Origin of the sequence: Planococcus halocryophilus (genome assembly GCF_001687585.2) — a bacterium.
GTDB lineage: Bacteria > Bacillota > Bacilli > Bacillales_A > Planococcaceae > Planococcus > Planococcus halocryophilus.
The window spans coordinates 3,132,336-3,152,385 of the sequence record NZ_CP016537.2 but is presented as its reverse complement, the minus strand read 5'-3'; the positions used below and the strand labels follow the sequence as shown (position 1 = coordinate 3,152,385).

The window sequence follows — 20,050 nt, the reverse complement described above, 5'->3', positions numbered from 1 at the left end:
CAAATAATAATTTTGTTCGGCACTTGATTAATTGTACCGGTACAATTAAGATGATAGAGTATTCAAATAAAGGGGTGAAACAAATGGGAGAAAAAATTAGGGATTATTCAAAACTAGCAAAAGATATATTGGAAGCAGTGGGTGGGGAAGAGAATATCGTAAATGCTACTCGCTGTGCGACCAGGCTACGGATTGTTTTAAAACGTTCCAAACCAGAAGCCAAAGCAATGGTGTCGGAAATGACGGGTGTTATTACGGTTGTGGAAAGCAGCGGACAATTTCAGGTGGTTATCGGCCAGCATGTTGGCGAAGTGTTTGAAGAATTTTCAAATTTGGTAAAGTTCGATTCATCAGAAGCAGTTAGCGACAACAAAGGCACTATTTTAAATCGCATCATTGCTACGATGTCAGCTGTCTTTGCACCATTTGTTTATATTTTAGCGGCAGCCGGTATTTTACAAGGAACATTGATTATAATTAATTTACTATTTCCTAGTTTTGCGGGAACAGGTACTTATGAAGTTTTTAGTTTTATTTCGTGGGCACCATTTACTTTTTTACCTATTTTCATCGCGATTACTGCCTCAAATCATTTTAAGTCAAACCCTTATATTGCCGTTGCTGCTACTGCAGCGTTAGTCAGTCCGACTTGGGCAACGATGGCTGGCAGAATTGCAGAAGGAGAAACCATTTCGTTTTTAGGAATGGCGTTAACTCAGACTGTTTACACATCTTCTGTATTGCCGCCGCTATTTCTAGTATGGATCTTGTCGTACTTGGAACGGTTTTTAAATAAGCGCATTCACGAAATTGTGCGTCCTCTATTTGTTCCATTCATATGTTTAGTCATTATGGTTCCACTAACCATTTTATTAATTGGTCCTTTGTCGACGATAGGCGCCAATGGAATCGCAAATGGCTACAACTTCTTAGCAGAAAACGCACCGGCTATCGCTGGGGCGGTCATCGGTGGATTCTGGCAAGTGCTCGTTATTTTTGGTATTCATTGGGGTGTAACGCCAATGGTAATTGCTAATTTTGATTTGTATGGTCGTGATTCTTTCCAGGCGTACCAAACCATTGCCGTAATTGCTCAAATCGGTGCGGTATTAGGAGTTATTATTAAAACAAAAAGTCAAGAAACCAAAAAGTTGGGCGTTTCGGCGGGCATCACAGGGTTATTTGGTATTACCGAACCGGCCATTTACGGAATTACGTTGAAATTCAAGAAGCCTTTTATATTTGGGAGTATTGCAGGTGCTATAGGGGGAATAACAGCAAGCTTCTTCAATCCCAATTATTTTGCTTATGCAGGACTGCCAGGACCTTTAACGATAGTGAATGGCATCAGTCCCGAATTTCCTTCATCAATTTGGGGAATCTTAATTGGTTGTGCGATTGCGATTATTCTCCCTATCGTTTTGATCCAAATTTTTGGGTATGGAGAGAATGCAGTAGAAAAAGCTGGCCTTACAGATTCCACGAAAGAACAACCCGACTTGGCTGTGGAAACCATAAATGTTAACGAAGAATCGATTCATGAGCCGCTTCGAGGACAAATAATTCCTCTTTCAGAAGTCTCGGATAAGGTATTTAGTTCTGGCGCAATGGGGCATGGCGTGGCAATAGAGCCATTAGACAACCAATTGTATGCACCGTTCGATGGCACTGTGGTGATGATTGCGCTGACAAAACATGCAATCGGATTACGTTCAAATTCAGGTGTAGAACTGCTTGTTCATGTTGGGTTGGACACCGTTATGTTGAAAGGAAAGCCATTTACATTGCATGTAGAAGACGGCGCGAGGATCAAAAAAGGCGATTTGCTAATGACGTTTGATCGGGAATTTATCCAAAACGAAGGCATTAAAATAACAACACCTTTAATCATCACTAATACGCAATCTTATAAAGAAGTCATTATCGAAAACATTTTAGATGGCCTCGTAGGGGACAAATTACTAACAGTTGTTAAATAAGGAGAGAGATAAAATGGAGAAATTACCAAACGATTTTTTATGGGGCGGCGCATTAGCCGCTCATCAATTTGAAGGTGGATGGGACCAAGGTGGAAAAGGGCCTAGCGTTGTCGATGTGATGACGGCCGGGGCACACGGGGTCGCAAGACAAATAACAGCGACGATTGAAAGAGACAAATTTTATCCGAACCATGAAGCGATTGATTTTTACAGCAAATATAAGGACGACATCGCCTTATTTGCTGAAATGGGGTTAACGTGTTTACGGACTTCAATTGCATGGAGTCGGATTTTTCCGAAAGGCGATGAAACAGAGCCGAACGAAGAAGGATTGAAATTTTATGACAATTTATTCGATGAATTGTTAAAACACGGTATAGAACCGGTGATTACGCTTTCTCACTTTGAAATGCCGCTGCATTTAGCGAAAGAATATGGTGGATTTAGAAGCCGCAAAGTCGTAGATCATTTTGTGAAGTTTGCGGAAGTTTGTTTTGCCCGATATCAAGACAAAGTGAAATACTGGATGACATTCAACGAAATCAACAATAAAATGGATGTTCATAACCCAATATTTTTATGGACAAACTCAGGTGTAGTCATCGAAGATGGGGAGAATGCAAAAGAAGTAATGTACCAAGCGGGACATCACGAACTAATCGCAAGTGCATTGGCGGTAGCTAAAGGAAAAGCGATTAACCCTGATTTTAAAATTGGCGCAATGGTTTCTCATGTCCCGGTTTATCCGTATTCTTCAAATCCAGCAGATGTCATGCTGTCAGAAGAAGAAATGAGACAGCGCTATTTCTTCCCAGATGTGCACGTACGTGGCTATTATCCAAACTATGTATTAAAAGAATTCGAGCGAGAAGGCTACAATATCCACATGGAACCTGGGGATGAGGAAATTTTAAAAAACGGCAAAGTCGATTACTTAGGATTTAGTTATTACATGTCGACGACTGTAAAATATGATGTGCAAAATGATAACCTTGGCAATATCGTCAACGGTGGATTGCCGAACGGCGTCGAAAATCCTTATATTCAATCCAGCGATTGGGGGTGGTCAATTGACCCTACTGGCTTACGATATACATTGAATCGGCTTTACGACCGTTACCAAATTCCATTGTTCATCGTGGAAAATGGCTTTGGTGCAATTGATACCGTAGAAGAAGATGGTGACATTCACGACACGCAAAGAATCGACTATTTGAAATCCCATATCGAAGCGTTAAAAAAAGCTGTACTATATGATGGCGTTGACTTGATGGGCTATACACCGTGGGGAATCATTGATATCGTTTCGTTCACAACAGGTGAAATGAAAAAACGCTACGGCATGATTTACGTCGATCGTGATAACGAAGGAAATGGCACGATGGAACGTTCTAAAAAAGATTCGTTTGACTGGTATAAAAAGGTGATTCACACGAATGGCGAGCAACTATAAAGAGAGTCGAAAAGTAAATTGGATATAGGTAAAGCCTTTAATTTGTTTGCGATGCAGACAAATTAAAGGCTTTTCTTTTTTTATAAAGAGTAAGAACAGCTCTCGTTATCTCTGATCCTCTTCGTAAACGCGATACGCATCCCGGTTCGCTTTTTTTGCTTCATACAAAGCTAAGTCCGCATGTTTGATCAGTTGTTTTTCATTAGCGGCATCATCAGGGTATATGGAAATGCCAATGCCTGCACCCATTGTGATTTCATGACCGTTAAAAAGTACAGGAGTTTCATAGGACTTGAGAATCTGTTCAGCGGTAGCAATCGCAATGTCCACAGAGTCAATTTCAGGTAAAATAACCCCCATTTCATCCCCGCCTAAACGTGCTGCCGTGTCACCAAAACGGATAGAGGCTTGTAAACGGGTAGCCATTTCTTTAATAACAGCATCTCCTGCGTCGTGGCCAAACTGATCGTTAATTTTTTTGAACTTTCGGCCGTCTAACATTAAAACAGCGATTTTTTTGTTTGTGCGATTGGCTTGAAGAACCGCTTTTTCTAATTTTTCATCAAAGCTGCGGCGGTTTGGTATGCCGGATAAATGGTCATAAAACGCCATTTTGGCAATGTCGCTTTGCAGTCTTTTTCGTTCTGTCACATCTCGCGCAAGTGTAAACAATTGCGTCATTTCTCCATTTGAATAGACGGGAGTAGGTGACACTTCCATCCATATATAATGACCATCTTGGTGCAAGTAACGAACATCTAATGGAGTGGGTTGTCCACCATTTATAACAGCAGTCACATTGTCTATTAACGTAAAGGTGTCTTCTGGATGAATGTTTTGCGTAAAGAGTTTTCCAATGTAAACCTTATCAGAAAACCCTAGAACTTTCTTGCTTGCAGGGGAGACGTATTCAATTTCTCCAGAAAGGTTCATTAGCGTAATAATGTCCAATGTGCTTTCGGTAATGAGTCGATATTTTTCTTGGCTTTTCTGAAGCTCTTTTCCCATCTTTTTTAGTTCTGTTATATTCTTGTATATGATTGTTGCACCAACTATTTCTTTTTTCTCATTACGCACGGGTGAGTAAGAAGAAATGACATTTAACAATTTTCCAGACTTGGTTATGCGAACGGTATCGTGCGATTTGATCGTCTCTCCTTGAAGAATCCCCTTCAATATGGACATTTGATCGACTTTGCTCCCTGGAGGAATAATAGATCCTTTTTTATTGATCATTTCTTCTTCTGTATACTCAAACATTTCTTCAAATGCTGGATTTACTTTTAATATATCGCCATTGGCATCGATATAAAAGATTGGCACCGCAGAGTTCTCCCAAAAGATTTCTAGCTTTTCCTTTGTTTCATTTAAACTCTTTTTCGCATAGGTCATTTCCGTAATATCAGTCACTACAACATGCATGCCCACTAATTTTCCGTCGAGGCGTATCGGTATATTGGTTGCTTGAAGATAGAGGAGCTGATCATTTTTATGACGACATGCAAATTCATATCGCTCCAGGCGGTTTTTGTGTAAAGTTTCGTAAAAATGATGCTTAATTTTATCGATTTCATTTGCAACAATCATGGATAAAAACGATGTCTCGAGCAATTCCTCCGCAGAGTATCCGGTAATCGTTTCGGTTCCGATATTTCCACTCTGTAAATGACCATTTTCGTCGAATACAAAAATACCATAAGGATGATTAGATGCTAATGATTGGTAGCGTTGCTCACTTTCTTGCAAGAGGCGATCTGTTTTTTTCAGTTCTGTCATTTCTTTAAGAGTAGCTAAAATATACGTGCAGTTCCCATCGTCTGACAAGATTGGATTCAGCACAATGTCCCCAAGAATATCTCCATTTTCCGTTCGAATGGTTTCGGTAACTTCGACTGTTTTTTTTGAAGATTGGACTTCACGATAATAGTGAAGAGGGATATGTGCGGAAGATGAGACTTCTTCTAATCTTTTGCGGATATCAGTCTTTTGGAGAGAAAAAACTTTAACAGCAGTAGGATTCGCGTAAACATAACGGAACGTCTCGTTATCTTCAGCTATTAAAAAAATAGGATCTTGGATCATGTCAAAAAATTCAACTGAAGCTAGAACAGGATGTTGTGATTTATCTATAAAGTTTTTCAAAACTATAGACCTCCCTTCGGCATATGAAATGTGAATTGTGATTTTTTTATGTATTTCTATATTATAATTTTAAGTTATTATTTAACATCTTTTTATAAGTTTAGTGGATAAAGCAAAAACAAGATAGCATTTTGTACTATATCGATTTTAATTACAAGAGTTGGTTTTTGCTAGGTGAGAATCTATTGTTTATTTAGACAGAATAGTCTGTATATTTAATTGAAATAGGAGGCTTTTTCCCTTATGATGGAATGGCATCAAGGAGTAAAGGTTCACAGAGCTAAGGTAATATCACAATTTGAGGAGGAACATATTCATGACAAAGATCGGGATTATTACGGGAAGTACAAGACCAGGGCGTAATAGCTTGCAAGTCGCACAATGGGTAAAAGACATTGCGGACAAACGCGGAGATGCTGAATATGAAGTGGTAGATTTGGCTGAATTTAATTTACCGATGTATGCAGAGCCTGTTTCGGCTGCTTACAGTCAGGATTATCAAACACCAGAAGCGATTCCATGGTCTAAAAAAATTAAAGAGTTGGATGGCTATGTGTTTATTTGCCCAGAATATAACCATGGCGTAACCTCTGCGTTAAAAAATGCAATCGATTATTTATATCCAGAATGGAATAATAAAGCAGCGGGAATCATCAGTTATGGCTCATCGGGGGGAGTACGCGCAGCTGAAGCCTTACGTATTATTTTAGCCGAGCTGCAAGTGGCTACGGTTAGAACGCACCCAGCCATGTCGTTATTCACAGATTTTGTTAAGATGAGTGAATTTAAACCGGCAGATTTACACGTAAAATCGGTGACGACTTTGCTGGATCAAGTAAATGCGTGGACCAATGCTTTTGAACCTTTAAGAAATAAATAAATATAAGCCGAATCTTATAAAAAACTGCCTCAAACTGTCATGAACATGACGTTGAAGCAGTTTTTTTATTTGTTTTCAATAACTAGAGACTTTGACAATTTGTATTAAGAGGAGTATGTTTGTATTATTAAATATTCAAATAATCAGATATACTATAATAAGAAAAAGAAGGTCCTAGTATGGAGAAGAAATCAATTTTCACGGGTAGATACGCAGGATATTCAGTTCAAAGTTTTAAGAAGGATGTATTGTCTGGATTGGTTGTTGGAATCATCGCAATTCCACTAGGCATGGCTTTTGCCATTGCGTCGGGTGTAAATCCAGAGTACGGAATTTATACGACTATTATTGCAGGGATTTTGATTTCATTATTTGGTGGGTCTAAATTTCAAATCGGCGGTCCGACTGGCGCGTTTATACCCATCTTGTTTGCCATTGTGCTGACTTACGGATACGAGAGTTTGTTGCTGGCCGGATTTCTAGCTGGAATTATGCTCGTTTTAATGGGTATTTTCAAACTGGGGTCGTTGATTAAATACATCCCACGACCAGTGACAATCGGATTTACATCAGGAATTGCTGTCCTTATTTTTGTAGGACAAATAGCTAATTTTTTAGGGTTAAGCAATGTGGAAAAACACGAATCTTTCTTGATGAATGTAAAAGAAATCATTCTTCGCATGGATACCATTAATATATATAGTGTGTTGACTGCAGTGATTTGTTTGATCGCAGTCATACTAACACCGAAGATTTTACCAAAAGTTCCAGGACCGTTAATTGGTTTATTGGTTTCTACAGTGGCTGCGATAATTTTTTTCCCGAGTGAAGTGGCGACTATTGGTTCAGCGTTTGGTGAAATTTCAAACAAACTACCAGAATTCCATTTTCCAGAAATCACTTTTGAACGAATTCAATTGCTGATTGGTCCGGCTTTTGTCATTGCGATGCTTGGCGGGATTGAATCCTTATTATCTGCGGTTGTTGCAGATGGCATGACCGGCACTAAACATAATAGTAATAGAGAGCTAATCGGCCAAGGAGTCGCCAACATGGTCACACCTTTGTTCGGGGGAATTCCTGCGACAGGAGCGATTGCGAGAACAGCGACAAATATCAAAAATGGAGCCGTATCTCCCTTTTCCGGAATTATTCACGGGAGTGTAGTGTTATTAGTTCTTGTTTTATTCGCTCCTTATGCTTCAGCCATTCCACTGGCTAGTATGGCGCCGGTGTTAATGATTGTGGCTTGGAATATGAGCGAACGTCGTGTATTCGTCTCGCTATTAAAAACAAAAACGACAGACTCACTTGTGTTGTTGGTGACGTTCTTGTTAACGGTGTTTGTAAGCTTGACGGTTGCAGTCGAAGTTGGGTTAATTGCTGCTGTGATTTTATTTGCGAAACAAATGAGTGAACAATTGATCATTGCGAAAGCATTACCAGATCCTGAGCATAAAAATAAACGAGTAGAGACTCACCGTGTGACCAATAGCCGCGATTGCCCGCAAATCAGTATATTTAATATTGAAGGGCCATTATTTTTTGGTTCAGCTCAAACTTTCGAACAATCCATTATGCGCACCATTCACTACAAGCCGAATATCTTACTTTTAAGAATGGGAAAAGTGCCTTTTATGGATGCGACGGCTGAAGCGTATTTATCGAGTATCGTAAAAGATTTTTCAACACATGGCACTGTGATTTTTTCAGGAATGAATCCACATCCATTAAGTATCGTGAAAAAAACTGGCTTGTATGACTATACTGGAGAAGAGCATTTCTTTGAGCATACTGGGGAAGCGATTGATTTTTCGCTAGAACAACTGGATCGGAACAAATGCTTAAGTTGCCAGCATTTTGCGTTTGAGGAATGTACGGCTCTTTCAGCAGGTCTAGATTATAAAAAAACCGAAGAAACTTAACACCGTGATAGAAAGGAAGAAACTCATTTTGAATATGGCCATGCAGCAATTTAAAGCCGAATTTTTTAAAGCTTTAGCACACCCGCTTCGCATTCGCATTTTAGAAATTTTGGCTGACGGCAATAAAAGCGTCAACGAAATCCAACAACTTGCCGAAAGCGAAGGCTCAGCAGTATCGCAACAACTAACCGTGTTGAGGTCAAAAAACATCGTCACAGGCAGTAAAGAAGGAAACCGCGTCATTTATTCTTTACGTGATCCGATGATTATTGACTTATTGGATGTAGCCAAGAAAATTTTTAACAACCAGTTGTCGGAAACCATTACAATACTCGATCGGTTGAATGAGGATGAAAAATAGCGGGGTATTAGGATTGAATGATGGATGCGAGAGAACAGAGGAATTTTCTGTTCTCTTTTATTTGTCTAGTATTTAATCCAACTTGTTGACACTTGATATACCGCATGATATTATTATCCTAAATTAAAGATAAATAGTTTCAAGATAAATATCCCTCAAGCAAATAGAAACTCAACTTAGTAGACAGATAGTTAAATTTTTTAATCATTTATCTCGAATTCGAGATAAATTAAAATCACAGAGGAGAATGACTCATGAACAGACTAAAAGGAATTCACCACGTAACCGCCATTACCAGCTCTGCTGAGAAAAACTATGAATTTTTCACTTACGTATTAGGTATGCGTTTAGTAAAGAAAACAGTCAACCAAGACGATATTCAAACCTATCACTTATTCTTCGCAGATGATAAAGGGTCTGCTGGAACAGATATGACGTTCTTTGACTTCCCGAACATCCCGAAAGGATCGCACGGTACGAACGAAATTTACAAAACCGCGTTCCGCGTGCCAACAGATGCAGCACTCGACTATTGGATCAAACGTTTTGATCAATACAACGTGGTGCACAAAGGCATTCAAGAAGTATTCGGCAAGAAAACCATTTCGTTCGTCGATTTTGATGATCAGCAATACATGCTGATTTCAGATGAAACAAACGAAGGGGTGGAATCGGGTACACCGTGGCAAAATGGACCAGTCCCACTTGAATTCGCCATTACAGGACTTGGACCTGTTCATATCCGCATCGCAGATTTTGATGCATTTAAAGAAGTGTTGGAAAAAGCGATGTTGATGCGCCAAATTGCGAAAGAAGGTTCGTTCTATTTATTCGACCTTGGCGAAGGCGGCAACGGAGCGCAAGTGATTGTCGAGCATAACAAGTTATTGCCACAGGGGCGTCAAGGCTTTGGTACGGTTCATCACGCGGCGTTCCGTGTGGCAGACCGAAACGTCTTAGAGGAATGGATCAACCGGATGCAAAACCAAGGTTTCCATACTTCAGGCTATGTTGATCGTTTTTTCTTTGAATCCTTGTATGTACGCGTTGCACCAGGCATCTTGTTCGAATGGGCAACAGACGGTCCAGGATTTCTGGGCGACGAACCATATGAAACGGTTGGGGAAAAATTATCGCTTCCACCATTCTTAGAAGCAAAACGTGATCAAATCGAAAAATTAGTGCGCCCAATTGATACAGTACGCAGCACAAGAACGTTTGAAAAAGAGTATTTATAAACAGATCTAGTAAATAAATTGGAACGAAATAAGAGGAGGAAACAACAATGACAAACTTAAACATCGGAATTATTTTAGGATCAACGCGTGAAGGGCGCTTAAGCCCACAAGTAGGAAACTGGGTAAAAGAATTAGCAGACAAACGCAAAGACGCGAACTATACAGTGATTGATATCGCAGATTACAAATTGCCGCTACTTGGTGAAAGCGGTACAGACGCATCAGGCGCAGCTGAATGGTCGGAAGCCATCGCAAAACAAGATGGCTTTGTGTTTATCACACAAGAATACAACCACTCAATCACAGGCTCATTGAAAAACGCATTAGATTACTTGCGTGCAGAATGGAACAACAAAGCAGCAGGAATCGTTTCTTATGGATCTGTTGGTGGAGCACGTGCAGCAGAACATTTACGTGGCATTTTAGGTGAATTGTCTGTAGCGGATGTACGCGTTCACCCAGCATTGTCGTTATTCACTGACTTTGAAAACGGTGCAGAACTAAAAGCAGCGCCCGTTCAAGCAGACTCTGTTAACCAAATGTTAGATCAAGTAATTCCATGGTCAACGGCATTGAAAACAATCCGATAAGCAATTTTTAATACAATTAAAACAAGGCAAGACGCTGTCTGACAGCGTCTTGCCTTGTTTTGGTTTGCTGATTTTTAAAGAAAGGACTAAATCACTTTCACAGAAGTGACGCCGTTCATTAAGAGTTTTGTGAAACGATCGGCAGGCAATGGTTTGCTGAAAAGGAAGCCTTGGATTTCATCACAACCGAGCTCTTTTAACAATGCGAGTTGTTCTTCCGTTTCCACACCTTCTGCAATAACCGACATGTCTAGGCTATGAGCGATGAAAATCATAGCTTCAACTAGTGACATGTCACGTGGGTTTGTCGCCATATCTTGAACAAAAGGCTGAGCAATTTTCAAGTTGTTGAGCGGGAAGCGTTTCAAGTAGTTTAGTGACGAATAGCCGGTGCCGAAATCGTCTATAGCAATCTGAACGCCGATTTCTCGTAATGTCTGCATCCGAGCTATGGCTTTTTCAGCATCGTCTAGCGCTACACTTTCCGTGATTTCTAATTCTAACGAGGATGCTGAAAATCCTGTCTTCTTCAGAACTTGTTGGATGGTAGCTATTAAACCATCATCCATAAATTGCAAAGAAGATAGGTTGACTGCTAGTTTCAAATGAGAATTCCCGTCATCATGCCATTTTTTAGCCTGCAGACAGGCTGTATAAAGAACCCATTCACCTATCGGCAGGATCAAGCGAGTTTCTTCTGCTAAAGGAATAAATTCTCCCGGCGAAACGATGCTGCCATCCTTTTTTTGCCAACGGATTAGGGCTTCCATGCCAATAATTTCACCTGTTTTGGCCAGGATTTGCGGTTGGTAGTGCAAAGTGAATTCTTTATTGATAACGGCGCGGTTTAAATCGCCTTCAAGTGCTGTTTTTCGTGCAGCGATAAAGGCCATATCTTCAGAGAAAAATTGATAATTGTTTCGGCCTTTTTCTTTTGCACTGTACATCGCATTATCTGCATTCTTTAGCAACTCGTCGGAAGTCTCGCCATCTTTCGGATAAACTGAAATTCCGATACTCATTGAGATATAAAGCTCTTGTCCTTTGATGAGTAAAGGTTTTTCGAGTGCTTTTTGAAGCTTATGGATGATTGGTGCAGTATCTTTTCCATCTTTGATGTTATTGAGGATAAGCGTAAATTCATCGCCGCCTTGCCGAGATAAGGTATCGATGGAACGCAAGTTGTCTACGATTTTTTGCGAAAAAGCTTGGAGTAGTAAATCTCCAAATTCGTGGCCAAAGGTATCATTGATGTTTTTAAAGCGGTCAATGTCGATAAACACTACAGCAAGTTTGTAGGACTTGTTTTTCGCTTCAACAATAGAAGCTTCTAGTTTTTCAAGAAATAATCGTCGATTTGGCAGTCCGCTTAACACATCATAGTAAGCCATATGCTTCATTTGTTGAACTGTTTCTTTTAGTTGATTGTTACTAGAAGTGACTTCCACTGTTCGTTGTTCAATTTTATGTTCAAGAACCGAAGTCAGCTGATTGTATTTAGTTAATAAACGCCGGTTGTCTCCCAATGTGAAGATCTGTCTAGTAAGAATGAGGAATGCAGCTATACCCGCCCCGATAATCAAGCCTGTCATGTCTTCTTTTTGTTCAAGGGTCATCGCAATGAATAAAATCATTAAAATAAAATAAGGAAGCAAAATGCGTATTGATATGTGTTCGTCAGTTGGTGCTAGAGCTAGTTTTGAACTGCGTCTCTTTGATGGTTCTAAAGCATGCAATCCGGCAAGTGCTACTAGTAGTAAGCTGAAGGCCCACAAAGGATTATATAAGTTACCAGAACTATAGGTATTAGCAAATGTAGAATAGAGATGAGCCGTATCAGCAAAAACCTGAAAGATCAAACCAGTAATGATCAAAGTAGCCACTCGGTACGGCAGTGGATGGGAAAAACCGATATAAAGGCTAACTACACCGAACAATAACAATAAGTCTCCGATTGGATACCCGAGCGATACGGCAATGAGCAGTGGAGATGCCGTATTTCCCGGGAGTAAATGCTGAATGAGAAAATGCCAGCTAAGCGCAGTAGAGACAGTGATAATAATCGTGATATCAAAAAGAAATTTAATCTGATAAGAGATTTCTTGTTGTTGTTTTAGCTGATAGACAAAAGCTGCTAAATAGCAACCGATTTGAAGAAAGTAAAAGAAATCAGGCACTCCAGGATAACCGAGTGTTATATTCAACATGTTATAACTAACAACCGAAATGCTTTCAGCGATAATGTAACTCAAACTCCCGAGTGAAAGTAGCAACCAAAAAATGCGGTTTCTATCAAACGTTTTTCGGTAAACATAAAATAGAATGGCAAAGGCAGTAATAGGCGCGAGCCATGACAGAAATTGATAGCCTGCTTTGTAAACACTATCACTGGTATTGCTGAATAACATCCAATAGTAGTAGATGGCCATATAAAACAAGATGAAAATGGAGAAGCGATTTTTAGTAATGGAAAACAAAATATAGTACACCTCATTTTAGAAAATAGAAAAATTAGCTAAGTTATTAAAATAATTTTTTATTATTGTTTTTTCTATAGTATAAAGATTTTTTAGAAATAAAGGAATAGTTATATTCCATATAATTCCATCTTATTAACAAATATCAACCTTTATTTTGATAGAGAGAGGAACTGTCAATAATCGAATGGGTCGCAGGATGGGGAAAAGTGAGGAAAGCTAGAGGTGTTGAGAAAGCATTAATATAAAAGACGCCAAAAACCAGAATCTGAGCTTAACAGATTCTGGTTTTTGCATAATGCTTATATGAAGTTCTAGAAAACTAATTAACCAATTTTGCAGAAAACCTGCCTTTGACGATCAGTTCTGTAAATTGGTCGGCAGACAACGGTTTGCTGTAGAGATAGCCTTGAATTTCATCGCAACCAAGATCTTTTAGTAATGCTAACTGCTCCTCTGTTTCTACACCTTCAGCAATGACTGACATATTTAAGTTATGAGCGATGAACACCATCGCTTCCACAAGTGCTTTGTCGGAAGGATTTGTGGCCATGTCTTGAACAAAAGGTTGGGCAATTTTCAAATTGTTGAGCGGGAATTGTTTCAAGTAATTGAGTGAAGAATAACCTGTTCCAAAATCGTCGATGGCAATTCGTACACCAATTTCTCTTAATTCGCGCATCCGCGCCATCGCTATTTCCGCGTCATCTACAGCAACACCTTCAGTTATTTCCAACTCTAAAGAAGATGCAGGGAACCCAGTTTTATGGAGTGTGAATTTTACCACATCCATCAAATCCTCATGTAAAAACTGAAGAGGAGATAGATTAACAGCGAGCTTTAGGTGGGAGTGACCTGTGTCATGCCATTTTTTTGCTTGTTCACATGCTGTATAAAGCACCCATTCTCCAATCGGAAGGATTAAACGAGTTTCTTCTGCTAACGGGATAAATTCTCCAGGCGAGACAACGTCTCCATCGTCAGTTTTCCAGCGTATTAAAGCCTCCATGCCAATAATATTCCCTGTTTCAACTTGAATTTGTGGCTGATAATAAAGCACAAATTCTTTATTGGTGATGGCGCGACGCATATCATTTTCAAGGGCGATTTTTCGAGAAGCGATCAAAGCCATATCGTCTGAGAAAAATTGAAAATTGTTTTTGCCTTTTGCTTTTGCACTATACATGGCACTGTCGGCATGTTTCAGTAATTCGCCTGTTGTTTCTCCGTCTTTCGGATAAACGGCGATGCCAATGCTCATCGAGATATGTAATTCTTGTCCATTGATGATGATGGGTTTTGCTAGAGCTGTTTGTAGACGGTGAATTAGCGGCGAAATATCGTGTTCATCATATATATTATTGAGAATAATCGTGAATTCATCGCCACCTTGTCGAGAAATGACATCGTCTGAGCGTAGATTTTCTTTAATTTTTTCAGAAAATCCTTGTAGCAACAAATCGCCAAATTCATGTCCAAAAGAATCGTTAACGTTTTTAAAACGGTCTAAGTCGATAAATACCACTGCGAATTTTTCTGACTGTTGTTTCGCATCTCGTATAAAGTCCTCAAGTTTTTCTAAAAACAGTCTTCTGTTTGGCAAACCACTTAATACATCGTAATAGGCCAATTCCTCCATTTTCTGAATAACTTTTTCCAACTGCTCGTTTTTAGAGGTAACTTCTACCGTACGTTGTTCAATTTTATGCTCCAGTACGGAAGTCAGGTGGTCGTAGTTGAACAATAACTTTTGATTGTCCAACAAGGTAAAAATTTGTCTAGCAATGATAAAACTTACCGAAAGGCTAGCTCCGGCGATCAATCCGTGTATGGCCTTGTTCTGTTCAATCGCAATAACGATAAATAATAAAATAATAGTGGAATAAGGAAGCAACATTTGAAATGTAATTCGTTCGTTGGGTGGCTCGGGTAGAACGGTGGAAATCGGTTTTTCTACAGGTTTGAGTGATAGTATGGCAGCTAGAGCCATTAGGAGTAAAGCTAGAGACCATAATGGGTTATATAAGTTGTTCTCGACATAACTCGACTCAGCGATGGAGAAAAGGTAAGCGGTATCTGCGAATACTTGTAACAATAAACTCGTAATGATTAACGTGAGCACACTGCGGGAGAAAAAATAGGCAGAACCGAGATAAAAGCTAATCGCTCCAAAAAGTAATAGCAAATCTCCGACTGGATAGCCTACTGAGATGATAAGCAATAAAGGTGTTAATTCATCCAATGAAAACAAAGGTTGGACAAGAAAATGCCAGCTGAGTGCTGTGAAGACGGTGACAATAATAGCCACATCACAAAAAAACTTGATTTGGTAAGCTGTTTCTTTTTTCTGCCAAAGTTGATAAACAAACGCAACTATATAGAAAGAAATTTGAAGAAAGTAAAACAAATCAGACCATTCTGGGTAAATGACAAGAACTTTAGCGATGCTGTAATTATATAGCCAAATGATTTCCGCAACGGCATAGCTAAAACACCCTAAAGAAATCAATAACCAGAAATGCCGATCCCGACTATTCGGGTTCAAATAAATCATAAAAATCGTGATGGCAGCAACTAAAGGAGCCGACAGGGAAAGCAGATTAAGTCCTAATTCATGGTGACGGCTAGAACCGCCCAAAATAGTCCAAGAATAATAAACAAGCATATATAAGACGATATAGAGTAAGAAAAAATTTTTAGTTTTAGAAAAAGTGATATGTTTCACCTCTTTTAGGAAATAGGATAATTACTAAAATTTTAAATTTAATGAATTTAATTGGTATATCTTTTAGTATAAAGAGAATTTTGAAATAAAGAAACAAAAAGATACAGATAATGTAATTTAAAAGTAAAATAAGGATTACTATTGACTGGTTTATATAAAGTCTAATTACCTATTTTTTGAGAAAAGTGAATTCCTGGAAGAGTAGAAAAAATGACCTTTTTACTTTAAATACTCATAAACTACTCTAAAACTAGTTTTAGTTACCCGTTATAGCCCAACTTCGAAGAAATTCTTTTGCTTGTTTCTTTTGCTTGTTCGGCAAGAAAGGCCAATCGTTCATCCGTTAAGTTGTGGCTAACCACACCAATACTAAGCGCTCCTTGAACTTTTCCGAAACCGTTCAAAATCGATGCACCGACAGAAGAAGTGCCCTCTGTCCGTTCGCTATGGCTAATCGCATAGCCTTGTTTTTTAATTTGTTCCAACAGTTCATAAAAAGCGGGTTGCTGTTCTTTGTCAATATACGTATTGAGGATCCTTTTTACTTCAGCATTTGGCATATTCGCAAGCATGGACTTATTGGCAGCTCCGATATGCAACGGAATACGGGAACCGAGTTTATCGAAAACGCGAATCGCATGATTTTCGTTATCGATGCGCTCAGTGATCAATGCTTCGTTGCCCATTGGTTGACTTAAATAGACGCTTTCTCCGGTTTTACTCATGAGATTTACCAATTCAGGTCGAATGGTACTAATATAGTCCATCGTATCGTACATATGTAAACCATACTCTAACCAAATATCGCCCAAATCATAATGTTTTGTTTTAACATCTTGTTGAATCATGCCATGAACGGCCATAGATTTTAGTAACCGGTGCATGGAACTTACAGGCAGACCGCATTCACTTGCTAGCTCTGAAATAGATAAGCCCCCTTCAGTAGATCGTGAAACCAATAATTTTACTACACCCATTGCCCGGTCAATTGATTGCATATATTCGTCACCTATCCTTTATAGAAAATTGTTGTCTAAACATTTAAAATACATTGACATTATATCACGTATAAATTATATTATGAAAAATAACTTTTCATATAGCGGAAATAGTTTCCGTTATGCGGAAAAAGGAGAGATGAATTATTAGTACTTCATCAATGTATCATCCGTTAGAACGGGTGATTATCAAACACCCAAATGATGCTTTTATCAGCCAACAACATATTCAAAATGAATGGCAAAAACTCAATTATTTATCCGAACCTAATTTTGAAGAAGCGAAAAAGGAATATGCTGAATTTATTGCTTTACTGTCAAAACACGTTCCAATCATCGACTATTTGCCTTTATCGGAACATGTCAGTATGGATTCTATCTATGCGCATGATCCCGTGAAGTTTACAGCTGAAGGAGCAATTATTTTAAAGTCTGGAAAAGAGTTGCGTCAGCCGGAAGCTCAAGTGTATCGAAAATTTTTGGAAGACAAAGAAATCCCTATCCTCGGTGAACTAACGGGTAATGCGACAGCAGACGGGGGCGATATTGTTTGGCTCGACGAACGTGTGCTAGCTGTTGGCAACGGCTACAGAACCAATGAAGAAGCGATTCGCCAGATTAAAGAAATGACGTCACATATGGTAGATGAGTTTATCGAAGTTCAGTTGCCACATGCAGATGGAGAAGAGGAATGCCTTCATCTCATGTCATTTATCAGCATGGTCGACAAAGATCTCGCGGTCGTTTATTCACCGCTAATGCCAGTCGCCTTCAGAAAAAAGCTTCTCGGACGCGGCATTCAATTAATCGAAGTGCCAAAAGCAGAATACGACCTTCTTGGTTGTAATGTGTTGGCCGTTGCACCGAGTGTTTGCATTATGGTAGCTGGCAACGAATCGACAAAAAAACAACTGCAACAAGCAGGAGCAATTGTATACGAATACAAAGGTGAAGAAATTAGCATTAAAGGAACTGGTGGACCGACATGTCTCACAAGTCCTGCCGTACGGATCAAAACTACAGAAAAAAGGGGATTATCACATGTTTAAAAATGTCATTGTTAAAACTCCAGGAAAAAGTTATGTAAACGGATTAACTACTTCAGACCTCGGTACGCCGGATTACGAACTCTTGCTTGAACAACACACAGCCTATATCGAAGCATTAAAAGCGTGTGGCGTCGAAGTGACGCATTTAGCAGAAAGTGAAGAATATCCGGATTCGACATTTGTAGAAGATGCCGCTGTCTTAACACCAGAATTTGCCATTATCACAAATCCTGGTGCAGAAAGTCGCAACGGAGAAAAAGAAGAAATCGAAGCTGTTTTGAAGAAATTCTATTCAAAATTCCATTCCATCACATCTGGTACTTTAGACGGTGGAGATGTTTTACAAGTAAACGAGCATTTCTACGTCGGCATCTCTGAACGTACAAATCAGCAAGGAGCGGAACAGTTTAAAGGAATTGTTGAGTCAGAAGGTTACACGGCAACGATTGTCGAGCTGCAAGAATTCTTCCACTTGAAAACAGGCATTGCGTATCTTGGTGACAATATCGTTGCAGCAGCTGGGGAATTTCTTGATCATCCCGATTTCGCAACGTACGAAAAAGTAGAAATTCCGGCTGAAGATGAATATTCCGCAAACTGCATCAAAGTGAACGACTACGTTATCATTCCAAAAGGCTTTAAGGAAACAAAACAAAAGCTAGCTGAACGCGGTCTTGAAACGATTGAACTTGAAATGTCGGAATTCCAAAAACACGATGGCGGACTTAGCTGCTTGTCATTGAGATTTTAAGAGGATATTTAAAGTAGCAATCAAACTATAACAAAGAGAAAGGGGAAATTTTATGCTCAAAACACCGGAAGTGCCAGCTACAAACCAGTTGAACCGTTCCATGAAAAGCCGCCATTTGTTCATGCTTTCACTTGGAGGCGTTATCGGCACAGGATTATTTTTGAATGTAGGGTATACGATCAACCAGTCTGGTGCAGGAGGCGCGTTAATCGGCTACCTGATCGGTGGATTGATCCTGTATATGGTAATGGTATGTCTCGGAGAACTGGCGGTTCATATGCCGGTGACCGGCTCGTTTCAAACATACGCCACGAGATACATTAGTCCCTCTGCAGGCTTTTCACTTGGGTGGATGTATTTTGTTGGTTCTGCTGCGACAGCGGGTGTAGAATTTACCGCAGCCGGCATTTTGATGAAATACTGGTTCCCGGAAACACCTATATGGATTTGGTGTGCATTCTTTGTAGTGCTACTGTTTGCGCTGAACGCGTTGACGACGAGAGGCTTTGCGGAAGCGGAGTTCTGGTTTGCTGGCATTAAAGTAGTCGCGCTTCTGTTGTTTATCGGAATTGGAGCTGCTGCTATTTTCGGTCTGATTCCACTATCAGATCGTCCGGCGCCGTTTATGGATAACCTCGCACCTACAGGGCTGTTCCCAGCAGGTATTGCCATTATTTTTATCACGATGATGAACGTTATTTTCTCTTATCAAGGATCGGAGCTCGTTGGAATTGCGGCTGGTGAAACCGAAAACCCTGAAAAGAATATTCCGCGAGCAATTCGTAATATCTTAGTCCGGATTATCGTTTTCTATATCGCATCTATTATTATTCTATCCGCAATTTTCCCAGCATCGGAGCTCGGTCTTATGACCAGTCCGTTTGTGACATTGATGGAAATGGCGGGAATTCCATACGCTGGAAGCATCATGAATTTTGTTATTTTGACGGCGATCTTGTCAGTAGGGAACTCGTGTCTTTATGCTTCGACTAGACTTTTGTGGGCGATGGCGAATGAGGGCATGGCACCTCGTATTTTCAGCACACTGACAAAACGAAAAGTACCGCTTGCAGCATTAATTTTTACGATGATGTTTTCACTGCTGTCTCTTTTAACGAGTGTCATGAAAGCAGACACGGTGTTCATCTTATTGATGTCGATTGCTGGCATTTCCGTGACAATTTCTTGGATGGGGATTGCTACTTCTCAATTGATGTTCCGCCGTCACTATGTAAAGTCGGGTGGAGATATTGATGATTTGAAATTTAAAGTCCCTTTTTATCCGTTTATACCAATTTTCTGTATTGCTTTTTGTTTATTAATTCTCGGGTTTTTAGCTTTTGATCCGACTCAACGAATTGGTTTGTTATATGGTGTTGGTTTCTTTGTCGCCTGCATGGTGTTTTACAAAGTAAAACTAGCAAAGAAAAACATTGTTCCAGCGGGTGCGGAAGTGGAAACTGTCGAATAAGGAGGAATATT

14 protein-coding genes are annotated in these 20,050 nt (G+C 39.6%); 10 read left to right on the top strand and 4 right to left on the bottom strand.

Annotated features, from left to right (window positions below; translation table 11 throughout):
* Positions 1 to 83: 83 nt before the first annotated feature.
* Both BBI08_RS15580 and bglA read left to right on the top strand, forming a co-directional pair.
* Positions 84 to 1,979 (top strand): beta-glucoside-specific PTS transporter subunit IIABC, encoded by a 1,896-nt coding sequence (locus BBI08_RS15580; RefSeq protein ID WP_008498238.1) that lies wholly within the window; start codon positions 84 to 86, stop codon positions 1,977 to 1,979.
* 13 nt (positions 1,980 to 1,992) lie between these two features.
* Positions 1,993 to 3,432 (top strand): 6-phospho-beta-glucosidase BglA, encoded by a 1,440-nt coding sequence (bglA, locus tag BBI08_RS15575; protein ID WP_008498239.1) that lies wholly within the window; start codon positions 1,993 to 1,995, stop codon positions 3,430 to 3,432.
* A 105-nt stretch (positions 3,433 to 3,537) separates the two neighbouring features.
* Here the strand turns inward: bglA and BBI08_RS15570 are convergent, their stop codons facing one another.
* Positions 3,538 to 5,574, bottom strand: a complete 2,037-nt coding sequence (locus BBI08_RS15570; RefSeq protein ID WP_065528321.1) for a PAS domain S-box protein — start codon at positions 5,572 to 5,574, stop codon at positions 3,538 to 3,540.
* 316 nt (positions 5,575 to 5,890) lie between these two features.
* Between BBI08_RS15570 and BBI08_RS15565 the strand changes: the two genes are divergently transcribed.
* The 5 genes from BBI08_RS15565 (at position 5,891) to BBI08_RS15545 (ending at position 10,568) form a co-directional block, all read left to right on the top strand.
* Positions 5,891 to 6,454, top strand: a complete 564-nt coding sequence (locus BBI08_RS15565) for an NADPH-dependent FMN reductase (protein ID WP_008498240.1) — start codon at positions 5,891 to 5,893, stop codon at positions 6,452 to 6,454.
* A 179-nt stretch (positions 6,455 to 6,633) separates the two neighbouring features.
* On the top strand, positions 6,634 to 8,379 hold the full coding sequence (locus BBI08_RS15560; protein ID WP_065528320.1) for a SulP family inorganic anion transporter: 1,746 nt from the start codon (positions 6,634 to 6,636) through the stop codon (positions 8,377 to 8,379).
* A gap of 28 nt (positions 8,380 to 8,407) precedes the next feature.
* Positions 8,408 to 8,740, top strand: coding sequence for an ArsR/SmtB family transcription factor (locus BBI08_RS15555; protein WP_065528319.1), 333 nt, complete (start codon positions 8,408 to 8,410; stop codon positions 8,738 to 8,740).
* A gap of 254 nt (positions 8,741 to 8,994) precedes the next feature.
* Positions 8,995 to 9,978 (top strand): ring-cleaving dioxygenase, encoded by a 984-nt coding sequence (locus BBI08_RS15550; RefSeq protein WP_065528318.1) that lies wholly within the window; start codon positions 8,995 to 8,997, stop codon positions 9,976 to 9,978.
* 47 nt (positions 9,979 to 10,025) lie between these two features.
* Positions 10,026 to 10,568 (top strand): NADPH-dependent FMN reductase, encoded by a 543-nt coding sequence (locus BBI08_RS15545; protein ID WP_008498241.1) that lies wholly within the window; start codon positions 10,026 to 10,028, stop codon positions 10,566 to 10,568.
* A gap of 86 nt (positions 10,569 to 10,654) precedes the next feature.
* On the opposite strand, the gene BBI08_RS15540 is transcribed toward BBI08_RS15545, so the two are convergent.
* From BBI08_RS15540 to BBI08_RS15530, 3 genes are all read right to left on the bottom strand, one after another.
* Positions 10,655 to 13,045 (bottom strand): putative bifunctional diguanylate cyclase/phosphodiesterase, encoded by a 2,391-nt coding sequence (locus BBI08_RS15540; protein ID WP_008498242.1) that lies wholly within the window; start codon positions 13,043 to 13,045, stop codon positions 10,655 to 10,657.
* A 322-nt stretch (positions 13,046 to 13,367) separates the two neighbouring features.
* The gene (locus BBI08_RS15535; protein WP_008498244.1) at positions 13,368 to 15,710 is read right to left on the bottom strand and encodes a putative bifunctional diguanylate cyclase/phosphodiesterase; all 2,343 of its coding nucleotides are present in this window, start codon (positions 15,708 to 15,710) and stop codon (positions 13,368 to 13,370) included.
* 320 nt (positions 15,711 to 16,030) lie between these two features.
* Complete coding sequence (locus BBI08_RS15530) at positions 16,031 to 16,768, bottom strand: IclR family transcriptional regulator (RefSeq protein WP_065528317.1); 738 nt, start codon at positions 16,766 to 16,768, stop codon at positions 16,031 to 16,033.
* Between the two features lie 161 nt (positions 16,769 to 16,929).
* Here BBI08_RS15530 and BBI08_RS15525 point away from each other — a divergent pair, with 161 nt between their 5' ends.
* Genes BBI08_RS15525 through BBI08_RS15515 form a run of 3 tightly spaced genes read left to right on the top strand, consistent with a single transcriptional unit; the run spans position 16,930 to position 20,039 of the window.
* A complete protein-coding gene (locus BBI08_RS15525) occupies positions 16,930 to 17,817 on the top strand; it encodes a dimethylarginine dimethylaminohydrolase family protein (protein ID WP_065528316.1) in 888 nt (295 codons plus the stop codon).
* On the top strand, positions 17,810 to 18,568 hold the full coding sequence (locus tag BBI08_RS15520) for a dimethylarginine dimethylaminohydrolase family protein (protein ID WP_040850968.1): 759 nt from the start codon (positions 17,810 to 17,812) through the stop codon (positions 18,566 to 18,568). Before BBI08_RS15525 ends, BBI08_RS15520 begins: the two co-directional genes overlap by 8 nt.
* Before the next feature lie 52 nt (positions 18,569 to 18,620).
* A complete protein-coding gene (locus BBI08_RS15515) occupies positions 18,621 to 20,039 on the top strand; it encodes an amino acid permease (protein WP_008498245.1) in 1,419 nt (472 codons plus the stop codon).
* The last annotated feature ends 11 nt before the right edge of the window (positions 20,040 to 20,050 follow it).

Bases quoted from the DNA above. Each gene is read 5' to 3' on its own strand.
- BBI08_RS15535 (WP_008498244.1), bottom strand. From the start codon at position 15,710: ATGCTTGTTTATTATTCTTGGACTATTTTGGGCGGTTCTAGCCGTCAC.
- BBI08_RS15560 (WP_065528320.1), top strand. From the start codon at position 6,634: ATGGAGAAGAAATCAATTTTCACGGGTAGATACGCAGGATATTCAGTT.
- BBI08_RS15525 (WP_065528316.1), top strand. From the start codon at position 16,930: ATGTATCATCCGTTAGAACGGGTGATTATCAAACACCCAAATGATGCT.
- BBI08_RS15580 (WP_008498238.1), top strand. From the start codon at position 84: ATGGGAGAAAAAATTAGGGATTATTCAAAACTAGCAAAAGATATATTG.
- BBI08_RS15520 (WP_040850968.1), top strand. From the start codon at position 17,810: ATGTTTAAAAATGTCATTGTTAAAACTCCAGGAAAAAGTTATGTAAAC.
- BBI08_RS15545 (WP_008498241.1), top strand. From the start codon at position 10,026: ATGACAAACTTAAACATCGGAATTATTTTAGGATCAACGCGTGAAGGG.
- BBI08_RS15530 (WP_065528317.1), bottom strand. From the start codon at position 16,768: ATGCAATCAATTGACCGGGCAATGGGTGTAGTAAAATTATTGGTTTCA.
- BBI08_RS15565 (WP_008498240.1), top strand. From the start codon at position 5,891: ATGACAAAGATCGGGATTATTACGGGAAGTACAAGACCAGGGCGTAAT.
- bglA (WP_008498239.1), top strand. From the start codon at position 1,993: ATGGAGAAATTACCAAACGATTTTTTATGGGGCGGCGCATTAGCCGCT.
- BBI08_RS15550 (WP_065528318.1), top strand. From the start codon at position 8,995: ATGAACAGACTAAAAGGAATTCACCACGTAACCGCCATTACCAGCTCT.
- BBI08_RS15515 (WP_008498245.1), top strand. From the start codon at position 18,621: ATGCTCAAAACACCGGAAGTGCCAGCTACAAACCAGTTGAACCGTTCC.